The sequence below is a fragment of the Geofilum rhodophaeum genome, assembly GCF_002210225.1.
Taxonomy (GTDB): Bacteria; Bacteroidota; Bacteroidia; order Bacteroidales; family Marinilabiliaceae; genus Geofilum; species Geofilum rhodophaeum.
Genome location: NZ_MWUJ01000016.1, coordinates 59,873 through 79,477, shown reverse-complemented (window position 1 = coordinate 79,477; position 19,605 = coordinate 59,873). Strand labels below are relative to the sequence as shown.

19 protein-coding genes and 1 tRNA gene are annotated in these 19,605 nt (G+C 50.5%); 13 read left to right on the top strand and 7 right to left on the bottom strand.

The genetic code is table 11. The features are described 5' to 3' along the window. The first annotated feature begins 113 nt into the window (after positions 1–113). Entirely contained in the window at positions 114–1,436 is a 1,323-nt protein-coding gene (locus B4W65_RS13470; RefSeq protein ID WP_088655698.1) for an MFS transporter, read from the top strand. Here the strand turns inward: B4W65_RS13470 and B4W65_RS13465 are convergent. Continuing rightward, positions 1,425–1,871 (bottom strand): YqaA family protein, encoded by a 447-nt coding sequence (locus B4W65_RS13465; protein ID WP_088655685.1) that lies wholly within the window; start codon positions 1,869–1,871, stop codon positions 1,425–1,427. The two genes, B4W65_RS13470 and B4W65_RS13465, sit on opposite strands and share 12 nt — an antisense overlap. Before the next feature lie 54 nt (positions 1,872–1,925). On the opposite strand from B4W65_RS13465, the gene B4W65_RS13460 reads away from it, so the two are divergent. Beyond that, positions 1,926–3,077 carry a hypothetical protein gene (locus B4W65_RS13460; protein WP_088655684.1) on the top strand — a complete coding sequence of 384 codons (1,152 nt, stop codon included), beginning with the start codon at positions 1,926–1,928 and terminating at the stop codon, positions 3,075–3,077. Positions 3,078–3,137: 60 nt separating this feature from the next. On the opposite strand, the gene B4W65_RS13455 is transcribed toward B4W65_RS13460, so the two are convergent. Then, on the bottom strand, positions 3,138–3,608 hold the full coding sequence (locus tag B4W65_RS13455) for a nucleoside deaminase (RefSeq protein WP_088655697.1): 471 nt from the start codon (positions 3,606–3,608) through the stop codon (positions 3,138–3,140). Between the two features lie 263 nt (positions 3,609–3,871). Between B4W65_RS13455 and rplM the strand changes: the two genes are divergently transcribed. The 5 genes from rplM to pyrH all read left to right on the top strand — a co-directional run bounded on the left by rplM (position 3,872) and on the right by pyrH (position 7,454). Further along, a complete protein-coding gene (gene rplM / locus B4W65_RS13450) occupies positions 3,872–4,327 on the top strand; it encodes a 50S ribosomal protein L13 (RefSeq protein WP_088655683.1) in 456 nt (151 codons plus the stop codon). 5 nt (positions 4,328–4,332) lie between these two features. After that, complete coding sequence (gene rpsI / locus B4W65_RS13445) at positions 4,333–4,719, top strand: 30S ribosomal protein S9 (protein ID WP_088655682.1); 387 nt, start codon at positions 4,333–4,335, stop codon at positions 4,717–4,719. 100 nt (positions 4,720–4,819) lie between these two features. After that, positions 4,820–5,698, top strand: a complete 879-nt coding sequence (gene rpsB / locus B4W65_RS13440; RefSeq protein ID WP_088655681.1) for a 30S ribosomal protein S2 — start codon at positions 4,820–4,822, stop codon at positions 5,696–5,698. A 97-nt stretch (positions 5,699–5,795) separates the two neighbouring features. Beyond that, positions 5,796–6,623: a translation elongation factor Ts gene (tsf, locus tag B4W65_RS13435; protein WP_088655680.1), complete on the top strand. Its 828-nt coding sequence runs from the start codon at positions 5,796–5,798 to the stop codon at positions 6,621–6,623. A 123-nt stretch (positions 6,624–6,746) separates the two neighbouring features. Next, positions 6,747–7,454 (top strand): UMP kinase, encoded by a 708-nt coding sequence (pyrH, locus tag B4W65_RS13430; RefSeq protein ID WP_205741286.1) that lies wholly within the window; start codon positions 6,747–6,749, stop codon positions 7,452–7,454. On the opposite strand, the gene B4W65_RS13425 is transcribed toward pyrH, so the two are convergent. Further along, complete coding sequence (locus tag B4W65_RS13425) at positions 7,451–7,888, bottom strand: phospholipase (protein WP_088655678.1); 438 nt, start codon at positions 7,886–7,888, stop codon at positions 7,451–7,453. The genes pyrH and B4W65_RS13425 overlap by 4 nt on opposite strands. 95 nt (positions 7,889–7,983) lie before the next feature. Here B4W65_RS13425 and B4W65_RS13420 point away from each other — a divergent pair, with 95 nt between their 5' ends. Together B4W65_RS13420 and B4W65_RS13415 are read left to right on the top strand one after the other, a co-directional pair. Continuing rightward, entirely contained in the window at positions 7,984–8,358 is a 375-nt protein-coding gene (locus tag B4W65_RS13420; protein ID WP_088655677.1) for a hypothetical protein, read from the top strand. Positions 8,359–8,419: 61 nt separating this feature from the next. After that, positions 8,420–9,022 (top strand): TlpA family protein disulfide reductase, encoded by a 603-nt coding sequence (locus tag B4W65_RS13415; RefSeq protein ID WP_088655676.1) that lies wholly within the window; start codon positions 8,420–8,422, stop codon positions 9,020–9,022. Here the strand turns inward: B4W65_RS13415 and B4W65_RS13410 are convergent. Both B4W65_RS13410 and B4W65_RS13405 read right to left on the bottom strand, forming a co-directional pair. Continuing rightward, on the bottom strand, positions 9,019–9,492 hold the full coding sequence (locus B4W65_RS13410) for a hypothetical protein (RefSeq protein ID WP_088655675.1): 474 nt from the start codon (positions 9,490–9,492) through the stop codon (positions 9,019–9,021). The genes B4W65_RS13415 and B4W65_RS13410 overlap by 4 nt on opposite strands. A gap of 136 nt (positions 9,493–9,628) precedes the next feature. Continuing rightward, positions 9,629–9,699: transfer RNA gene (locus B4W65_RS13405), tRNA-Gln, on the bottom strand. Positions 9,700–9,985: 286 nt separating this feature from the next. On the opposite strand from B4W65_RS13405, the gene B4W65_RS13400 reads away from it, so the two are divergent. Genes B4W65_RS13400 through B4W65_RS13385 form a run of 4 tightly spaced genes read left to right on the top strand, consistent with a single transcriptional unit; the run spans position 9,986 to position 15,992 of the window. Next, a complete protein-coding gene (locus B4W65_RS13400) occupies positions 9,986–13,060 on the top strand; it encodes a glycosyltransferase family 117 protein (RefSeq protein WP_088655674.1) in 3,075 nt (1,024 codons plus the stop codon). 4 nt (positions 13,061–13,064) lie between these two features. Beyond that, positions 13,065–13,718 (top strand): polysaccharide deacetylase family protein, encoded by a 654-nt coding sequence (locus tag B4W65_RS13395; protein WP_088655673.1) that lies wholly within the window; start codon positions 13,065–13,067, stop codon positions 13,716–13,718. Between the two features lie 9 nt (positions 13,719–13,727). Next, positions 13,728–15,002, top strand: coding sequence for a phosphoribosylamine--glycine ligase (purD, locus tag B4W65_RS13390; protein ID WP_088655672.1), 1,275 nt, complete (start codon positions 13,728–13,730; stop codon positions 15,000–15,002). A 3-nt stretch (positions 15,003–15,005) separates the two neighbouring features. Beyond that, entirely contained in the window at positions 15,006–15,992 is a 987-nt protein-coding gene (locus tag B4W65_RS13385; RefSeq protein WP_088655671.1) for a hypothetical protein, read from the top strand. Between the two features lie 6 nt (positions 15,993–15,998). On the opposite strand, the gene B4W65_RS13380 is transcribed toward B4W65_RS13385, so the two are convergent. Continuing rightward, positions 15,999–18,755, bottom strand: a complete 2,757-nt coding sequence (locus B4W65_RS13380) for a PAS domain-containing hybrid sensor histidine kinase/response regulator (RefSeq protein ID WP_088655670.1) — start codon at positions 18,753–18,755, stop codon at positions 15,999–16,001. Continuing rightward, complete coding sequence (locus B4W65_RS13375; protein ID WP_088655669.1) at positions 18,715–19,590, bottom strand: substrate-binding domain-containing protein; 876 nt, start codon at positions 19,588–19,590, stop codon at positions 18,715–18,717. The genes B4W65_RS13380 and B4W65_RS13375 overlap by 41 nt, the downstream gene beginning before the upstream one ends. Positions 19,591–19,605: the final 15 nt, after the last annotated feature.

Sequence of the window (19,605 nt, the reverse complement as noted above, 5' to 3'; positions counted from 1 at the left end):
CATTGTTTTATACCGATTTCTCTATGTTTGGCCTGTGTGTCAATGTTTTTGGCGCTTTTGCGGTCGACACCTCCCTGTTTGTCCCATACGAAATATTTGTAATTTTGCAGACTATGAAGAAGCACCTCGTTTTTAATCCCGATCGTTTTCCAATTTTCTACGGTTACCTGATTGTTGTGATGGGCACCCTGGGCGTTTGGGCCTCCCTTCCGGGACAAACCGTGGGGGTATCGACCTTTACCGATCCGGTAAAAGATGCGCTGGGTTTGTCGCGCGACCAGTTCAGCATCGCCTATATGCTGGGAACCATTCTGAGCTCCCTACTCATCAGCAGGGCGGGGCGTTGGTTCGATCGTTACGGGGCCCGCGCCGTAGCAGCAGGGGCTGCCTTGGCCCTGGCGCTGAGTCTCTTTGTAGCCTCGGTCATCGATCACATCGCCGGCTTCTTTCAGAAGCTGTTGGTCGACCACTGGCTGGTTCCCTTTGTGCTGATGGTGCTTTTGTTTTTTCTCTTCCGCTTTGCCGGACAAGGCGTGTTGACCATGTCTTCGCGCAACGTGGTGATGAAATGGTTCGAGCGGCTGAGGGGGCGGGTCAATGCCTTTAGTGCACTGAGTGTTTCGCTGGGTTTTTCGCTGGCTCCGGTTTTGATCGACGGACTGATTACCCGCTACTCGTGGAGCGGTGCCTGGGTGGTGATGGGCCTGGCCTTGCTGGTGATGACGGGCTTGGTTTTACTGACCTTCAGAGACAGTCCCGAAGCCTATGGCCTGGTGCCCGATGGTAAGGCAGGAAGGCCCAATGGCAAGGCCATTGAAGGAAAGACACTTCGCAGCTTTGAGCCCGAGGAGGCTTTTCGTACCCGTGCTTTTTGGATGTATGCCCTTATTCTGGCTTTCAATTCTTTTTTCATCACCGGCTTTACCTTTCACGTAGTCAGTATTTTTGAGTCGTCGGGACTGCCCCGGGCCGATGCCATTTCCATTTTTGTACCCATGTCGGTTGTTTCGGTGACTGTGTCACTGGTCTTTAATATGATCTCCGATTGGGTGCGCCTGAAAATATTGTTGTACATCATGATCGGCGGCAGTCTGCTTGCTGCTGTAGGGATGACAGGCATAGAGCTGGGTTGGGGACTGTATGTACTGGTGGTGGGACAAGGCATCTCCGGTGGAATGTTTGCGGTGCTGAATGCCGTGGCCTGGCCGCGGTTGTTCGGACGAAAATACATTGGAACCATATCGGGCAAGGCCATGTCGATGATTGTTTTTGCCAGTGCTTTGGCGCCGGTTTTGTTCAGCTTTTCCTACACCCGTTTGGGTTCCTACACCTGGGTGGCCATTCCCGCCCTCGGATTTTTGGTGTTTATGGCCCTGGCGTCGCTCAAGGCCAATAACCCGCGCCTGCCTGAGTCCGCCGCCGATTCAGGAAAGTAAGTCCATCCCCAGCAAGGTCAGGTAGCCCCAAACGGCATAGCGCAGGGCTTTGCCCAGCAGCATCCACAAAGCAGTGGGCAGGGGGCGGGTTTTAAGGAGGCCCAGCAACACCGCCAAAGGGTCGCCCACCCCGGGCAGCCAGCAAAAGAAAGCCACCCAGCCTTCCTTGCCTTCGATGCGTCGGTGCAGCTTTTCCAGTTTTTCGGCCTTGATGCGCAGGTATTTCTCGATCCACGACCACTTGCCCAACCAGCCCAGCCAAAAGGAGGAGAGTCCCCCCAGCCAATTGCCCAGCGAAGCGGTTATCAGTACCCAGGCGGGATCGTAGCCAGCAGCCAGCATGCCCGAGAGCATTACCTCTGAGCTGAAGGGCAATATGGTTGCAGCCAAAAAACTGGCGAAAAAAAGGGCCAGATGGCCCAGTTCGTATTCCATGCGGCAAAGATAGCTTTTTTGTATATTTTTGTTCGGTACATAAACCTGTCGTCCATGTTGCCGAATTCCTTTTCTCCGACGCTGAAAACGCTCTTGCTGGTCCTGCTCTTCAGCTGCTGTGCCTCCGCACATGCGCAGCAGCACTTTTGGCACAGCGATCCGGAGCCTTCCGACAGTACGCGGCAGACGGGAGACTTGTACCTCGAAGTCCCCGCCGCCTTTTACTTCCTCAACAACGAGTTTTTTGGTGCTGCCGTGGAAGGCTACACCTTGCCCGGCTACCAGCTCATGCCCTGGCTCAGCTATCGATTGGGCGAGCGGGTAGAGTTGGGTGGGGGAGTTAACCTGCAGCAGGAGTTTGGCGGGAACAAAACCCTGGCCGTTCAACCACTTTTTTCGGTTCAGGCCATCTTGCACCCTGAGCTGCAGCTGACGTTGGGTTATCTGAATGCCTACCGCGATCATCGCCTGTCCGATGCCTTATATTATTACGAGGCAGAAATTACCGCCCCTTACGAAATGGGTTTTCGCTTCGAGTACGAAGGGGCCTCCACCTGGGGCGATGCCTGGATGAGCTGGGAGCAATACATCGAAACGGGAGATACCATTCCTGAGATTTTTACCGCCGGGGTGAGTCTGCGTCGGGATTTGTGGAAGCGCGACCGCTGGGAGCTGGTTTTGCCGCTGCAGGGACTGGTCCTGCATCGAGGGGGACAGGTGTCCGACTTCGATGTGGCGGGTACAACGGCAGTGAATGTGGCGGGGGGACTGGAACTCCTGCGGCGGGGGAGTCGTCCCGACAGGAACTGGGGCTGGTTTGGGCAACTGTTGTATTATAAGGACTTGAAGGAAGCTCAGCAGCAGGGCATCTACAGCGGCCATGCCTTTTACAGCGGCTTTAATCTTCAAGTGCAAAGCCACAGGGCTTTGCTTGCTTATTGGCAGGGACAGGATTTCCTGAGTGTTCGTGGCAACCCCATTTATCACAGCGTGTCCACTTTTGCGCCCTACGAAGTTTTGGGCCGGCGACAACTTATTGAGGGGCGTTACCGCTGGGAGCAGCGCCTGCATCCCCAGGCCGTATTTTCCTTTCTGCTCGACGGCTTTTTGGATTTGGAGACCGGCCAGCTCGACTACGGCTACAGTCTGCGACTGAGTCTTACCCCCGCCTTTTTTCTTGGACGGCCCCAGGGTCGATTCCGCTAAGGTTTGCTCAGCAGGCCTGGTTCAAAATCAATTGTTGGGGCCAGCCCCAAGGCGCCCCTTTTAATACTCCGTCTTGTCTTCCTTTTTGGTCCAGCGTTTAAAGTTGTCCAGGGCTTCCTCACCCAGCAAAGGCTGCATCAGTATGCTGCGCTGCGCCATAGGAAGTTCCAGTTCGCGGTAAATGAAATCGTCGTCGAAACCCGCCTCCGCAGCATCCTTGCGGTTGTTGCCGTAGTACACGGTTTTTATGCGCGACCAGTAAATGGCGCCCAGACACATGGGGCAGGGCTCGCAGGAGGTGTACAGCACACAGTCGCTTAAATCGTAATGCCCCAGCGTTTGGGCGGCGTTCCTAATGGCCAGCACCTCGGCGTGGGCCGTGGGGTCGTTTTGCAGGGTCACCTCGTTGGCACCTCGACCAACAATTTCGCCCTGGTGCACCACCACGGCACCAAAGGGGCCACCCCCTTTTTCAATGTTGTCGTTGGCCAGACCGATGGCCGTTCGCATCAGTATTTCGTTTTGTTGCATGCCTGTTTTTTTAAGGGCCTTAAAGTTAATTAAAAAAAGAAGTCCCCCGCTGCTAAAAAGATGGTAAAGCATTGGCAGTTACAAAAAAAACTCCTACTTTTGCGGCCGATTATTATCCGTTCAATAGGTGTAAGTTGTTTGTATTTCAGGTTATTGTTCACCGCCCTGATGGTCTGCCCGGCCCTTGGGGTGCCCGCCTGATGCGGCGTTTGCACCGGCAATTGTTTTATTTTTTGTAGGTCTAATTTAAAGAAAGAAAGACTGTGGATACCTTAAGTTACAAAACCAATTCAGCCACTCCGGCAACCATTCAGAAAGAATGGCTGGTGGTAGATGCTAGCGACATGATTCTGGGTCGGCTGGGTTCGGAAGTGGCTAAGCTCCTGAGAGGGAAGCACAAGCCCAATTACACGCCCAACCTCGATTGTGGCGACAACGTCATCATTGTTAATGCCGACAAGGTTAAGCTCAGCGGCAAAAAATGGGACGACAGAGTATTTTTCTACCATAGCGGTTATCCGGGTGGACAAAGAGAGGTAACGCCTGCGATGCTTTTTGCTAAAAGCCCCGAGCGTTTGGTGGAGCGTACCGTAAAAGGTATGTTGCCCAAGACCAAACTCGGTCGTAAGCTCTTTGGAAACCTGTTTGTGTATGCTGGTCCCGAGCACAAGCAAGAGGCACAGCAGCCCAGGGTAATTGAATTAAACAAAATTAAATAAGCGTTATGGAAGTAATTAATGCCATTGGAAGAAGAAAGGCTGCCGTAGCTCGTATTTACCTGAGCGAAGGCAAGGGGCAGATAACCATCAACAAAAGACCGCTTGACAACTACTTTCCTGCAGCTACTCTGCAGTACATTGTAAAGCAGCCCTTGGAATTGTTGGGTGTTGCCGGTTCCTACGACATCAAAGTAAACCTCGACGGAGGCGGTATCAAAGGACAGGCAGAAGCCTTGCGTTTGGCCATCGCCCGTGCACTTGTTAAAATTAATGCCGACGATAAGTCAGCCTTGCGTACCAACGGATTCATGACTCGTGATCCCCGTGTTGTTGAACGTAAGAAGCCGGGTCGTCCCAAAGCACGGAAGAGATTCCAGTTCAGCAAGCGTTAATGCCCCTCAGGTGCGTTTAGTATCTAAACCGGTAAGATTTCTTAAGGGGAACTACTTATCGGTTGCCTGAAACAGAATGTAAACGACTAAAAAATTTAAAATGCCAAAATTAGAATTTCAACAATTGTTGGATGCCGGAGTACACTTCGGTCACCTTAGAAGAAAGTGGAATCCTGCCATGGCTCCCTACATTTTTATGGAGCGCAATGGTATCCATATCATCGACCTGCACAAAACGGCGGTTAAAGCCGACGAAGCTGCTGCAGCGTTGAAGCAAATTGCCAAATCAGGACGGAAAATTTTATTTGTTGCCACCAAAAAGCAGGCTAAGGAAATTATTGCCGACAAGGTAGGGTCAGTGAACATGCCCTATGTTGTGGAGCGTTGGCCCGGTGGTATGCTTACCAACTTCCCCACCATTCGTAAGGCCGTGAAGAAAATGACTTCCATCGACCGTATGATGGGTGAACCCAGTTGGAACAGTCTTTCGAAAAGAGAAAAATTGCAGATTGGCCGTCAGCGCGCCAAGCTGGACAAGACCCTGGGCAGCATCGCCGATCTGAACCGTTTGCCGGCGGCTATGTTTGTGGTAGACGTAATGAAGGAGCACATTGCCGTTAAAGAGGCCATCCGTTTGAACATCCCCGTGTTTGCCATGGTAGATACCAACTCGGATCCCCGTAACGTAGATTTCGTGATTCCTGCCAACGACGATGCCTCCAAGTCCATCGAGGTAATTGTAGGTGCCATGACCGATGCCATCAAGGAAGGTCTGGCCGAGCGCAAAGCCGACAAAGACAGCGACGATTCTGCCAAGGAAAAGGGCGCCAAGGCTAAGAAGACCGAAGGTGGTGGTCGTGCACGGGTGAAGGCCCGCAAGGAAGACGACGCTGCAGAAGCAGTGGAAGCTCCCAAGGCTGAGGCTGCTCCCAAGGAAGAAGCCCCTAAGGCTGAAGCCACTGGCGACGACAAGGAATAAGCTGTTGAACGTACTTTGTTTATTAATCTGATTAAGAAATTTGGGGACAAACCATTGCGGTTTTCCCCGAATTTTTTACTCCAAAATAGAAGAAATTATGGCTGTATCTGCTGCTGACGTAAGCAAACTGAGAAAAGCAACCGGTGCCGGTATGATGGACTGTAAAAAAGCCCTCACCGAAGCCGATGGTGATTTTGACAAAGCCGTTGACATCATCCGCAAAAAAGGTCAGGCCATTGCCAACAAGCGTGCCGACCGTGAAGCTACCGAAGGCGTAGTGCTTTCAAAAGTTTCTGCCGATGGTAAAAAAGGCGCTTTGGTGGTTTTGAACTGCGAAACCGACTTTGTGGCCAAAAACGAAAGCTTTGTTGCTTTAACCCAGTCTATTCTGGATCTGGCCCTGGCCAGTGAAGCCAGCAACGCCGATGAAGTGAAGGACTTGCAACTGAATGGCGTAGCCATTAAGGATGTAATTACCGAGCAAATTGGTGTAATTGGCGAAAAAATTGACATGCCTTACTTTGATGTAGTAAAAGCGGAGCAGGTAGTGGCTTACATCCACCCCGGCAACAAGCTGGCTACCTTGGTGGGCCTCAACAAAGGCGGGCAGGATGAGCAAATTGGACGTGATGTTGCTATGCAAGTGGCTGCCATGAACCCTGTTTCTGTGGATCGCGATTCTGTACCCCAGGAAGTGGTAGACAAGGAGCTCGAGATTGCCAAAGACCTGACCCGTCAGGAAGGCAAGCCCGAAGAAATGGTAGAGAAAATCGCCATGGGTCGTTTGAGCAAGTTCTTTAAGGAGAGCACCCTGCTCGACCAGGTATTTGTGAAGGACGGCAAAATCAGCGTTCGTGAGTACTTGCAGCAGGCCGACAAAGGCTTGACCGTTACCGAGTTCAAGCGTTTCTCGCTCAACAATTAGAAATAGTTCACCCTATAAGGTGTTAGATACAGGAGGTTGCCCCAGCAGGGCAGCCTCTTTTTTTGGGCTGGAATGCGGGTCCGCCCAAAAAATGCTTACATTTAAAAGTCAAATATTCCAATCATGCAATACAAAAGGATACTGTTGAAGTTGAGCGGCGAATCGCTCATGGGAGAACAAGGCTACGGGATCGATGCCCAACGCCTGAACGACTATGCCGAACAAGTGGCCGAAATAGCCGCCATGGGGGTAGAAATAGGCATAGTAATTGGTGGCGGAAACATTTTTCGCGGACTCAGCGGCGCCTCTAAGGGCTTTGACCGTTACAAGGGCGACCAGATGGGCATGCTGGCCACCGTGATCAACGGACTGGCATTGGCCTCCGCACTGAATGCGATGGGCACCAAGGCGCGCGTACTTACCGCCATTCGCATGGAGCCCGTCGGGGAGTATTATTCCAAGCCCCGTGCCATGGAAGCACTCAGCGCCGGCGAGGTCGTTATTCTGGCGGCAGGCACCGGCAATCCCTATTTTACGACCGACACCGGCTCCTCGCTGCGGGGCATTGAAATAGAAGCCGATGTCATGCTCAAAGGGACCCGGGTCGATGGCGTTTATACAGCCGATCCCGAGAAAGATCCCCAGGCGGTGAAATACGATAAGATTTCTTTTGACGAGGTGTATAAGCAGGGTCTGAAGATCATGGACCTGACGGCAACAGCTATGTGCAAAGAGAACAATTTGCCGGTACTGGTATTTAACATGGACCGGAAAGGCAACTTGAAGAAGGTCTTGATGGGCGAGGGAATCGGTACCCTGGTGCACCCCTAAACCGCAGTGGCGGTCTGGCGACCGCCTCTGATGATGTCGCGGACCTCGGTGACAATCATCAGTGCCTCATCTCTAATGACTATGGGCGGATTGATGTTGCGCAGCTGCAGGCTGCGCAACCAGCCGGCCACTTCATCGTCGCGCATGGTGTACAATATTTCCCGGAAATCCTCAATTTCGGCTGAGCTGTAGCTTTGTGCACTTCGTCCCTGGTAATGGTCCAGGTCCTCGTCCTGATAGTACACTATTTCATCGTCGGCCGACAACAGCGTCTCCTTGTCGCAGACTTCATGGGCCCCGCAACAATCGGCATCGGGTACTGTCGCCGGCTCGGCGGATGCCGAAGCACGGTCTTTACGCTTCCCCTCAAAAATACGGGTGCCTGCATAAGTCAGCAGCAGCACCGCAACAATTATACCTGCTATTATCCACATCTTGCAAAGTTACAAGACTTTGCGATGCGACTGCCTTTTAGTGCGTTAAAAATTTTAAATTGTCTATTTTTGCCCCTCTAATAAACGCAGCAAATATGGGAAAAGTGATGAGCAGCGAAGAACTGCATTTTTTTGGACTGAAAGTGGTTTATAAGGATTTGGTGGACCAAGGTTATGAGGTCTTGAATGTGCACCAGGAGGCCGATGTGAATCCTCAGATACTGGCGCGGAAGAACGACGTTCTTTATTTTATTGTGGTGCGTACCGCCTGCTTCCCCAATATGGGGATTTTGCTCCCCGATGTGGCTGCACGGGTGGGACATCATGCCTTGAAGCACAAGGCGGTGTGTCGTTTTGCCAGTGTGGGGGTAGCCAATGCCCAGGGAACTACTGATGAAGAAATGGGGCGTCCCGAGGTAGGGGGTGAATATTACATCAACTACAAGGGACTGATGCCCTTTCCCCAGTAAAGGAGTAGGAAACTTTTGGGTCTTTGATTTGTTTGAGGAGAGAAATGTAAGCTTGTGTATTATGGGAAAGAACATCATCAGTGAAAAGTGGCAGCAATACCGGCGCAAAAAGCGCTGGTGGAGCATTGTGTTGGATTTTTTGTTTTTGGCCCTGGTTGTGGCCATGCTTTTCCCGACCTCACGAAAAACGGTATCGGCCTTCATTGTCCGATACACCATGCTGGCACCCCGCGAGTCGTCCCGCACCGTTATACTGGATCAGCAGGAGCGTCAATTGCGCCTGGTTACCTACGATGGAGAGCTGGTTTCATTGGAAGAACTCAGCGATAAGCCCGTTTTTTTAAACTATTGGGCCACCTGGTGCCCGCCCTGCATTGCCGAAATGCCCTCCTTGCAGAACCTGTACAATGCGTATAAAGACGAGGTTCACTTTGTGTTCGTATCCAACGAGGATCCGGAGACTGTGCTTGCGTTTATGGAAGCACGGGGTTATGAGCTGCCGCTTTATGCGCTGGCCTCCCAGCCGGCTGAGGCCCTCAGCACCACCACCCTTCCTACGACCTTTTTAATCAGTCCGGGCGGTCGTATTGTGCTACACAAAACCGGCGCGGCCCGTTGGGACTCGCGCCGGATGTTCGACTTGCTGGATAAACAGTTGCGTTAAAATCGGTAGCGGGCTGCAATGGCCAGGCCAAACCAATTGTTGATGTCTGTACTGGCTAAGGGCAATTCGGGTCGTGTATCTACCGACAACTGCAGGGGGATTTCTGCAAAATTGTACTCGGCGCCTCCATTAAAAGCTACCGCCAGATACAAGCCGTCGGTTTTATCGTGGGGACCTGAATAGACGGTGTTGCCCAGGGCAGGCCCTACGCCCAAATACCATTTGAAGCCGCTCTCGATGGGGAAAACCCACTGGTAGAGTCCGGTCAGCGACCAGTATGCCCAGTCGGGATTTCCACCCCAGCCCAGGTCCAGTTCCGCACGGTCGCGACCAAAAGGCGTTTGAAATGAAACTTCTGCACCTACCAGGTTGCCGCCTCCCAGGCGCAGACCAATGGCCTGATCCTGGCCGAAAGAAAGAGCGGGCATCAACAGCATAAGTGCCACGGCAAATAATGCAATTTTCTTCATGTCTATTTGTTTATGTTTGTTGTTTTCTACACTAACAGGCTTTTTGCACAAATGTTGTGCCAGTCCCGTTAAAAAGTCGGAGCTTGGCATAAATAAAAAGCCGTAAATCTTATTTTAAGATTTACGGCTTTAACTGTTGTCCCGCAAGGATTCGAACCCTGACTAGATGGACCAAAACCATCTGTGCTACCATTACACCACAGGACAAACTTGAATTGCTTTCTGTTTTCAAAAGCGATGCAAATATAGAAGCTTTCGGGATATCTTTCAAATAAAACCGACAAAAAAACAGTAAAAAAATGTTGGTTCTTGTTTAGAGGGCTGGACTTCAAGGTTCAAGCCTTACCTTGTTAAACACCGTCTTGTTGTGGATTTTGTTTTTGGTTCTTATTCAGGCGCAAATCCTTTGCAAAGGCTTATTTTTTGGGCAGAATGTTGTATTTTTGACCTTCGTCAGATTTTGTTGCCTGTAAAACATTGAAAATTAACCGATATGCTGAATTACAATCGCTTGAACACCCTCTTGGGCTGGCTGGCCTTTTTGATTGCTGCCGTGGTATATACCCTTACCCTGGAGCCAACCACCAGTTTCTGGGATTGTGGAGAGTTTATTTCTGCGTCGTATAAGTTGCTTGTAGGTCACCCACCCGGAGCCCCCTTTTTCATGTTGATGGGTCGGTTTTTTACTCTTTTTGCAGGTGATCCTTCCAATGTGGCATTTACCGTTAACCTGATGTCGGGATTGGCATCCGCCTTAACCATCGCCTTTTTGTTCTGGACCATTACTCACCTGGCTCGTAAAATATTTATGGAGGAGGGCAAAGAAGAGGCTTGGCGCATTTGGGCCATTATGGCTGCCGGAATGGTTGGTGCGCTGGCTTATACTTTCTCTGACACCTTTTGGTTTTCGGCCGTGGAAGGCGAGGTTTATGCCATGTCGTCCCTCTTTACAGCGGTGGTTTTTTGGGCCATTCTTAAGTGGGAAAATGTGGCCAATGAACCCCACTCCAACCGCTGGCTCATTCTCATCGCCTACCTGATGGGACTCTCCATTGGGGTGCACTTGCTGAACCTCCTGGCCATTCCGGCCATTGCCATGGTTTATTATTATAAAAAGTATGAGGTAAGCCCCAGAAACACCGCCAGAGCACTGGCTCTTTCTTTTCTCATTTTGGGCGTCATTCTTTACGGCATTATTCCCGGCGTGGTAAAGGTGGCCTCCTGGTTCGAGTTGCTCTTTGTCAACGGTTGGGGCTTACCCTTTAACAGTGGTGTGGCGGTATATGCCCTTTTGTTGGTGGGGGGACTCATTTATGGCATCTATTACACCTATGTCAACAACAAGCCGGTAATGAATACCATCTTTACCGGTATTGCCGTGATTATACTGGGTTATTCCTCTTTTTCTTTGATCGTTATTCGCTCGGTCGCCAATCCAACCATGGATCAGAACTCGCCTGAAGATGTCTTTTCCCTGATGGGCTATCTCAATCGTGAGCAATACGGCGACCGTCCTCTCTTCTCCGGACAATATTACAATTCGCCCCTCGACTGGGACGCCATCGAAAAGGATAAGGGGCGTCCGGTTTATGTGAAGCAGGGCGATCGTTATGAAATTGTGGATTACCGGCCTGCTTACAAATTTGATGTAACCACTACGACACTCTTTCCCCGCATGTACAGTCGCGAGGAGCGGCATATTGAGGAGTATCAGCGTTGGGGAAACATCCGGGGCCGAAGGGTCAGCGTAGCCGATCAAAGTGGTCGTGCGCAACAAATTCTTTTACCCACCTTTGTAGAAAACCTGCGCTTCTTTTTTAATTATCAGGTCAGGCACATGTATTTTCGCTATTTTATGTGGAATTTCGCCGGTCGCCAAAACGATATGCAGGGACATGGTGAGGTACACAAAGGCAACTGGATTTCGGGCATTCCTTTTATCGATAATTGGATGTATGGCGATCAGGAGCTTTTGCCCGATTCTTATAAGGACAATCCGGCCCGTAACAAGTACTATCTTTTGCCCTTACTCCTGGGCGTATTGGGACTGGCCTTTCAATCGGGGGCAGGAACCAAAGGGCAGCGCGATTTCTGGGTGGTGATGTTGCTTTTCTTTTTTACGGGTTTGGCCATTGTGCTCTACCTGAATCAGACCCCCTTGCAACCCCGTGAGCGGGATTATGCCTACGCGGGCTCCTTCTATGCCTTTGCCATATGGATAGGTCTGGGTGTGCTGCCTGTCATCAAGGCCCTGCAGCGCCTGCTGCCGGGCCATTCGGCTGCAGCTCTTGGAACGGCGCTTACCCTGGTGTTGGTCCCCTTGAATATGGCAGCCGAAAACTGGGACGATCACGACCGTTCTCAGCGGACCATTGCACGCGATTTGGCCTTTAACTATTTGAATACGGTTGGTGAAAATGGGGTCATTTTCACCAATGGCGATAACGACACCTTCCCGCTTTGGTACGCTCAGGAAGTGGAGGGTGTGCGGACCGATGTGCGGGTGGCCAATCTCAGTTATTTGCAAACCGATTGGTACATCGACCAGATGAAGCGTAAAGCCTACCTTTCGGATCCCCTGCCCATTTCTATGGAACACGAGCAGTATGTGTTGGGTAAGCGAGACATGGTGCACGTCTTAGATCGTGTGGAGGGTGACGTGGACCTGAAACGGGCCATCGATTTTCTGGCCAGGGACGATGAGCGCAGCAAGACCATTCCCGGCTACAACCAGCGTCTTGAACACCTGCCTTCTTCTTCCTTTACCGTGCCGGTCGACAGTGCTGCCGTAATGGCCAAGAATATGGTTAGCCCTCGTTACGCTCATGAAATTGCCCCTGAACTTCGCTTCCAGCTTAATAAGGAGCGCATTCTTAAGAATGAGGTGATGGTTTTGGATTTGTTGGCCAACAACAATTGGGAGCGCCCCATTTATTATGCCGTTACGGTAGGCAGTGAAAACTACGTGGGCCTGCAGGATTACTTCCAGCTCGAAGGTTTTGGTTACCAAATTGCACCCATACGGGGCAGTTCCGGCGACGGACAATTTGGTCGGGTAGATACCGATAAAATGTACCACAACCTGATGAATGTGTTTGTTTTTGAAGGCTGGAACAATCCCGAGGTCTATCTCGACGAGAACCATCAACGGATGGCATTGAATATGCGTAATAATTTAACCCGTCTGGCTACGGCTCTTATCAGCGAAGGCGATTCTGAACGAGCCATTGAGGTCCTGGATAAAACCATGGACATTCTGCCCGCATCACGCATTCCCCACAACTATTTCTCTCTTTTTATAGGAGAGGCCTATTACAAGGCTGGTGCTGTGGAAAAAGGGGATGAAGTGCTTCGCGGTTTGGCGGAAGAAAATTTTCAGGAACTGCGCTATTATACCAGCTTGCGCCCCGGTTTGAGAAATTCGTCGATGAACGATATGCAGCGTTCCATGGCTATTTATGGCGAGGTGCTTAGGGTGTTGCGCAGTCATCAGCGAGATGCCCTGATACAGGATACAGAAGGTTTGTACGAAGGATTGTTTCGGGGAATGGGCTTTTTTGAAGAGTAGAAAGATGTACCGATGGCAAATTCGTCCCCCAGCCTTTTTGCGGCGACTGCTGCCGGGGACTGTTTGGCGCTTGCCGGTTGAGGCGGAGAAGGTGGTTTACCTGACCTTCGACGACGGGCCCATTCCTGAAGTCACACCAGCCATACTGGATATGCTGGTTTCTGAGGGGGCTAAAGCGACCTTCTTTTGTGTGGGTGATAATGTGCGCAAACATCCTGAGGAGTATGCCTTGTTGCGTCAAAAAGGCATGAGTGTGGGCAATCATGGTTTTGCCCACCGGCAGGCCTGGCGGACTGCCAGAAAGGACTGGCTGGCCGATGTAGAGCAAGGGGCAACTTATGTACCCGGGGACCTTTTTCGACCTTCGCACGGACAGTTGTACCCGGGTTGGTTGGCAGATTTGCGAAAGTACTGCCGCCATATTATAATGTGGGATGTGCTCAGTTACGATTATCGGGCCGATTTAAAGGCGGAGGACATAGAGGGTAATGTGCTCAGCCATGTTCGTCCCGGATCGATCGTCGCCCTGCACGATTCGCTAAAGGCCTGGCCACGTGTGCAGAAAGCCTTGCCGCGGATTTTGCGGCGACTAAAGGAACAGGGTTATCGGCTGGAAAGCCTTACGCCTGCTGAAATTGAAAAACGATGTAAAATATAATATTCGAAGATGAACATACTGGTAGTCGGTTCAGGAGGACGTGAACATGCTTTAGGCAGAAGTATTCGCAACAGTGCACAAACCCAAAAGTTGTTTTTTGCACCCGGCAATGCGGGAACGCTCGAGCTTGGAGAAAATGTGCCCCTGGGGGTTAACGATTTCGAGGGGATAAAAGCTTTGGTTTTGGAGCAGTCCATCGATTTGGTTGTAGTGGGTCCCGAAGAACCCCTGGTGCGTGGTTTGGTCGATTTTTTTAAAGCCGATGAGCTCTTGCAAAAGGTCGCCGTGGTAGGGCCCTCCGCGGAGGGAGCCCGGCTCGAAGGCAGCAAGGATTTTGCCAAGCAGTTTATGCTGCGTCACAACATTCCAACCGCCCGTTATCTTTCAGTAAGTGCGGCCAATGTGCCCGAAGGTCGTGCCTTTATGCAACAACTGGCTCCGCCCTATGTATTGAAGGCCGATGGTCTGGCTGCCGGCAAGGGGGTGTTGATTATCGATGATTACGAGGAAGCTTCTGCAGAGTTGGACAGAATGCTGGGTGGTAAGTTTGGCGCTGCAGGGAATACTGTGGTCATTGAGGAATTTTTAAGTGGTATCGAGTTATCGGTTTTTGCCTTGACCGATGGTAAGGACTATGTGTTGTTGCCCGAAGCCAAGGATTACAAACGGATTGGGGAAGGCGATACCGGGCTTAATACCGGAGGCATGGGGGCAGTTTCTCCCGTCCCTTTTGCCGATAAGGACTTTATGCAAAAAGTGGAGGAGCGCATTGTTCGTCCCACCGTTGCCGGCATTGCAGCTGAGGGCATCGATTATAAAGGCTTCGTTTTCTTTGGGCTGATCAAGGTCAACAACGACCCCTATGTCATCGAGTACAATGTGCGCATGGGCGATCCTGAAACCGAAGTGGTTTTGCCGCGTTTAAAGAACGATTTGGTTGATTTGTTGCGGGCTGTTGGTGAAGGACGCCTTGGAAGCATTAGGTGTGAAGTAGATGAACGCACCGCCCTGACCATGGTGTTGGTTTCAGGAGGTTATCCCGATGCCTACAAAAAGGGGTTCGAAGTGCGTGGCCTCGATAAAGTTAAAGACAGTCTTGTTTTTCACGCCGGCACCAACAGTAAGGAGGGGAAGGTTTGTACCAACGGGGGGCGGGTGCTTGCCCTGACTTCCTTTGGCCCAAACATTGAAGAAGCAAGGGCTTTGTCTCTGGCAGCTGCGGCTCAAATCAATTTTGAGGGTTGTAATTACAGAAAAGATATAGGCTTTGATTTGATCCACTAAACTATGCTTTACCGCCTTTTCAACAGTAATCGTTTGTTGTCCGTCATCCTGGTGTTGTTGACAGCCACAGCACTGTGGTTGCGGCTCTTTTTGGGAGAGGTGGTGTTTTTCAGTCATCTCGATAATCCCTCCATGCCTATGTGGGATTTTTTTACCGGGATGTGGTCGGGCAGAAATATTTTTACCGCAGCTTTTACCACCTTGGTATTGGCCTTGCTTAGCGGACTTGTTTTGAATCAGCTTGCCCTGCGTTTCTCTTTGCTTGGGAAGCAAAGTCCTATAGTTTTATTGGCCTTCCTGCTTTTGTCAAGTGGATTTTTGTCGGTCCAAAAGCTGAATCCTGTTTGGCTCTTTGTGTTTTTTTTGGTATTGGCCTTGCGCGTACTTTTTGCCGGTGTGCAGCGCAGAAATCCAGCCCTTGTTTGTTTTGATGCCGGTTTTTTATTGGGATTGGGCGGCCTCTTTTATGCCAAGGGCCTCTTCTTTTTCCCTTTCTTGCTTATCGCTGCCGGCATTTTACGGCAGGCTTCCTTTCGGGGCTTTGTAGCTATGTTGCTGGGCGTTTTGCTTCCTTTTATACTTACTGGTGGATGGTATGTTTTTCACGACGAAGGGCGTTGGTTTTACGATTTGCTGATCGAAAATCTGATGGCCAATCCGGGGCAGTATAAGCATGCGCTTTTCTCCCGTATCTACCTGTTGGTTGTGGTTCTCGGTATTGCGCTGGCTATGCTGGTTTCTGCACGCAGAACAGCACAACAGAAAATTGTGGTTCGACGCTATTACCGGGTTTTGTTCTGGTTGCTTTTGCTCTGCACCGGAGCCGTTCTTTCCCCTTTCTTTTCAGTTGAATTGCTGCCCATTGCCGCTTTAAGTGCTGCAGTTTTGGTGGTTAACGCTCTGGATCTTTTTCGAAAGGCTGTTTGGCAGGAGTTGACGTTTCTGCTGTTGGTCCTGCTCAGCGTTGCTGCCCAGCTCTTAGCGCTCTAATTACAACTACAACCAGCGGTTCAGCGTTGTTTCCAGGGTCTCTATGCGTACCGGTTTTCCAATATAGTCGTTCATGCCGGCAGCCATACACAACTCCCGGTCGCCTTTCATCACATTGGCAGTCATGGCAATAATGGGAAGCGCCACTTTGTTGTTGCGCAGCTCCCGCGTTGCATCCAGTCCGTTCAGCACCGGCATTTGCACATCCATCAAAACCAGATCGCAGGGTGCTTTTTGGTCCAACAGCAAGTCCAGTGCTTCCTGACCATTGGCGGCAATGGTCACCGAATAATGCAGACGCTGCAGCATTTTTTCAGCAATCTTCTGGTTGATGGGGTTGTCCTCTACCAGAAGAATTTGCTGTGCCCGGGCGCCATTTTTAGATGCTTTTTTCCCTTTGGGGTTTCCCCCCTCACCAGCAGCCGATTCCTCTGTTTTCGAGCTTGGAAGACCGAGCGGCAAAACAAAGTGGAAAATGGTGCCCGGATGGTCCTTTGACCAGGCATAATCGGGATGGGGACTCTCTACCCAGATTTTTCCGCCCATCAGTTCCACCAGCATTTTTGAGATGGTGGTCCCTAATCCTGTGCCGCCATATTTGCGTGTGGTGGATCCATCGACCTGGGTAAAGGAATCGAAAATGCGTTCAATTTTTTCCGGGGGAATGCCGATGCCGGAATCTTCTACGGTAAAATGCAGGCTTAATTGGTGTGCCTCTTCTTTTACTCTGCTTATCCTTAGGACAATTTCTCCCTGTTCGGTAAATTTTACCGCGTTGTCCATGAGGTTGATCAAAATCTGCAAAAGTCGACCCTCATCGCCTATTAATATCTCCGGAAAGTGTTCCGTTTCGGTCCGGAGCTGAAGATTTTTTTCACTGGCTCGTATCTGGAATTGTTGTTTCAGATAGTCGAGGGTCTTGCTCAGTGTAAATGCCGTTGGTTCAATCTTCATCTTCCCGGCCTCAATCTTTGAAAAGTCGAGGATGTCGTTGATGATGGAGGTCAGGTTGTTGCAGGAGCGGGAGATGACCGAAAGTATTTGCTGCTGTTCGATATTGAGTCTGGTACTGCCCAATAATTCGGCTGCGCCCACAATGCCGTTCATCGGCGTTCTGATTTCATGGCTCATATTCGCCAAAAATTCTGATTTGGCCCGATTGGCTTCCGCCTCTTTCTTTTGAAGGGCTTTTTGGGCGCTAATGTCCATGAAAGCCTCCAGGCGCACATCTGCGTTGTTCAGTCGAATGGGAATGATGTTTTTCAGAATAATGCGCGAAATGTTGTTTTCGGGCAAAGTCAAACGTTCTTCGAGGGTCAGCACGTTAAGACCCGAGTTCACATCGTGGTAATGACTTTCCTGCAATTTCTCAAACAGCTGGGAGTAGGGGTGACTGTTGATGTAATCCAAGGCTGCCTGCATTTCGTTAAATCCCATAGTCTTCGCAGCCGTTTGATTGATTTGAATGATCTGATGCTGGGCATCGGCAATGAGAATGCCGACCGGAAGGTTTTCGGTTATGTTTTTCAGGTTTTTTACCGATTCGTTCAGGCTTTGCGTAAGTCTTTGCTTTTCGGTAATGTCTTCTCGTATAATAATGAAGTTGCTGATGCTGTCTGCCTCGTCGAATACGGGAGATATTTGTACCCTTTCCCAGTATTTTTGTCCCGCCTTGTTGCTGGTCTCCACTTCGCCCGACCACGAATGTCCGGCCTGTATGCTGGTCATTACCAAATCGGGAAAGTTGTTGATGTTGTTGTTGAAAAAATAGGGGCGGGTACCCTTTACTTCCTCCTTTTGGTAGCCGGTTTTCAGGACAAAGTTTTCGTTGACGTATTCGATGATTCCGCGGGTATCGGTAATCATGATGGCAACCGGACTCTGTTCCACGGCCAAAAGCAATTTTTTGTTGGTGCTTTCGGTTTTATTACGGAAAAGAATAATGCGTGATATCTGGATGATGAGGAGGTAGGTAAGCGTGCCCGCCACCAACGAAATGAAAACCAGAACAAGGTACTTGATGTTGTTGTAGCTCTTGAGCACATTAATGCTCGTATTGTTCACCGAAACCACATTCTTCTGAATCTGATAGGCCCCCTTACGTTCTATTTCAAAAATGCGCTCAAAAATACTGTCGCTTTGTTTTAAATAGAAGGCGATGTTTTCTTCGAGGGTGGGGAAGGTCTCACCCAGGCTGCTTTTGTTGCTGGTGCGCAGCTCCGCTATACGCGCAGAAATACTTTGGAGATCCTCTAGGGCGGGCAACAATTGCGTGTATTCATTGATGGTTCCGGTGTAGGCGTCGGTCTCGTAGTAGATGGTTTCGGTTATTTCATCGGTGGTTGCCATCGTTACGGTGTTTCGGTATTCGAAACTTCCGCCCTCGTTCATCAGGCGGACCAGTTGCTGGCAGCGGCTGATGTATTCTTTAATGTATTCGTGGTTGTTGGTGATTTGTTGTTGGTGACTTATGCTTGGATAATTGCGTAGGGCAAACTGGATATTCATAAGCTGTTCCTTAAGAATAAAAGCCAGCTTTTGTTTTTGTTCCTGATTGCGAATAATGGTTTGATAGCGCAGGGTGTAATGGCGGTCAAAGTAATTTTCGAGCAGCAGCACCCCTAAAATGGTCAACAGAAATATAATCAGCAGGCCAAAAAGCTTGCGGATGACTTTTTCGTGAAGAAAAGGCAGCAGTCGTTTTTTTGTTCCGAGGGCAGTCTTAATCCCGAAGGTTTTCCAAATTTTTCGGATTTGAATCATTTTCAGGTATTTCTCGTTGGATTTGTATCACCTGTCTTTTGCGAATGAGGCCGTGATGGCTCAGCAGTTCGGTGGTCTCTGCAGAACTGAGCAAGGCCAAAAAGGTGTGTGCCAGGCCGGGATGGGCCGGCTTCGCCAGTATGGCTGCGTAAACGTGGGCCTCCGGATACAGGTCCTTAAGTGCCACCGTGTCTACGTAATTCTGATTGCTGTTGTAGTAGTAACTGGACAGCCAGTCTATGGTCAGGGTAGCCTCGCCCCGCTGAATACTCCGAACCAGTCCACGGTTGTCGGCCGAGAGGGTCATGGTGTTTTGGATGACTTCCGGGTAAATTCCGGCCTGCATCAGCAGTTCACGGGTATGGAAGCCCAGGGAGCTCGATTCGGGATTGGCCAGGATAAGGGCAAAGCGCGGATCGGCCAGTTCCGAAAGCTTCCCCTGGAAAGCCTCCGGATTGTTCTTTGGCACCATCGCTATGAGCCGGTTACTCCCCAGGTAGAGACTTGTTCCCAGCAGTTCGGGTGTCGCTTGTCGCAGCAAATCCAGCCCGTATTCGCTGTCCGGAATAAACAGGTCGCCGTCGCTGCTGGTGCTGATGGTGTGGAGCAGGTTGCGAGCGTTGTCGTTGTGTATGTGGACCTTGCAGGCATAGCGCTTTTCAAATTGGCGCGCCAGTTCATAGATGGGAGCTGCCATACCGTTTTCACAATATACCACCAATTCCGGTATTTCAGGGACCGGATTGGGTGCTTCTTTTTTTGCACCCATGTGGCAGGCAGAAAAAAGCAAGCTGAGCATCACCCCTTTGACCATATAGGACAAGATCCTAGTCATTTCTTCCTTTAATTG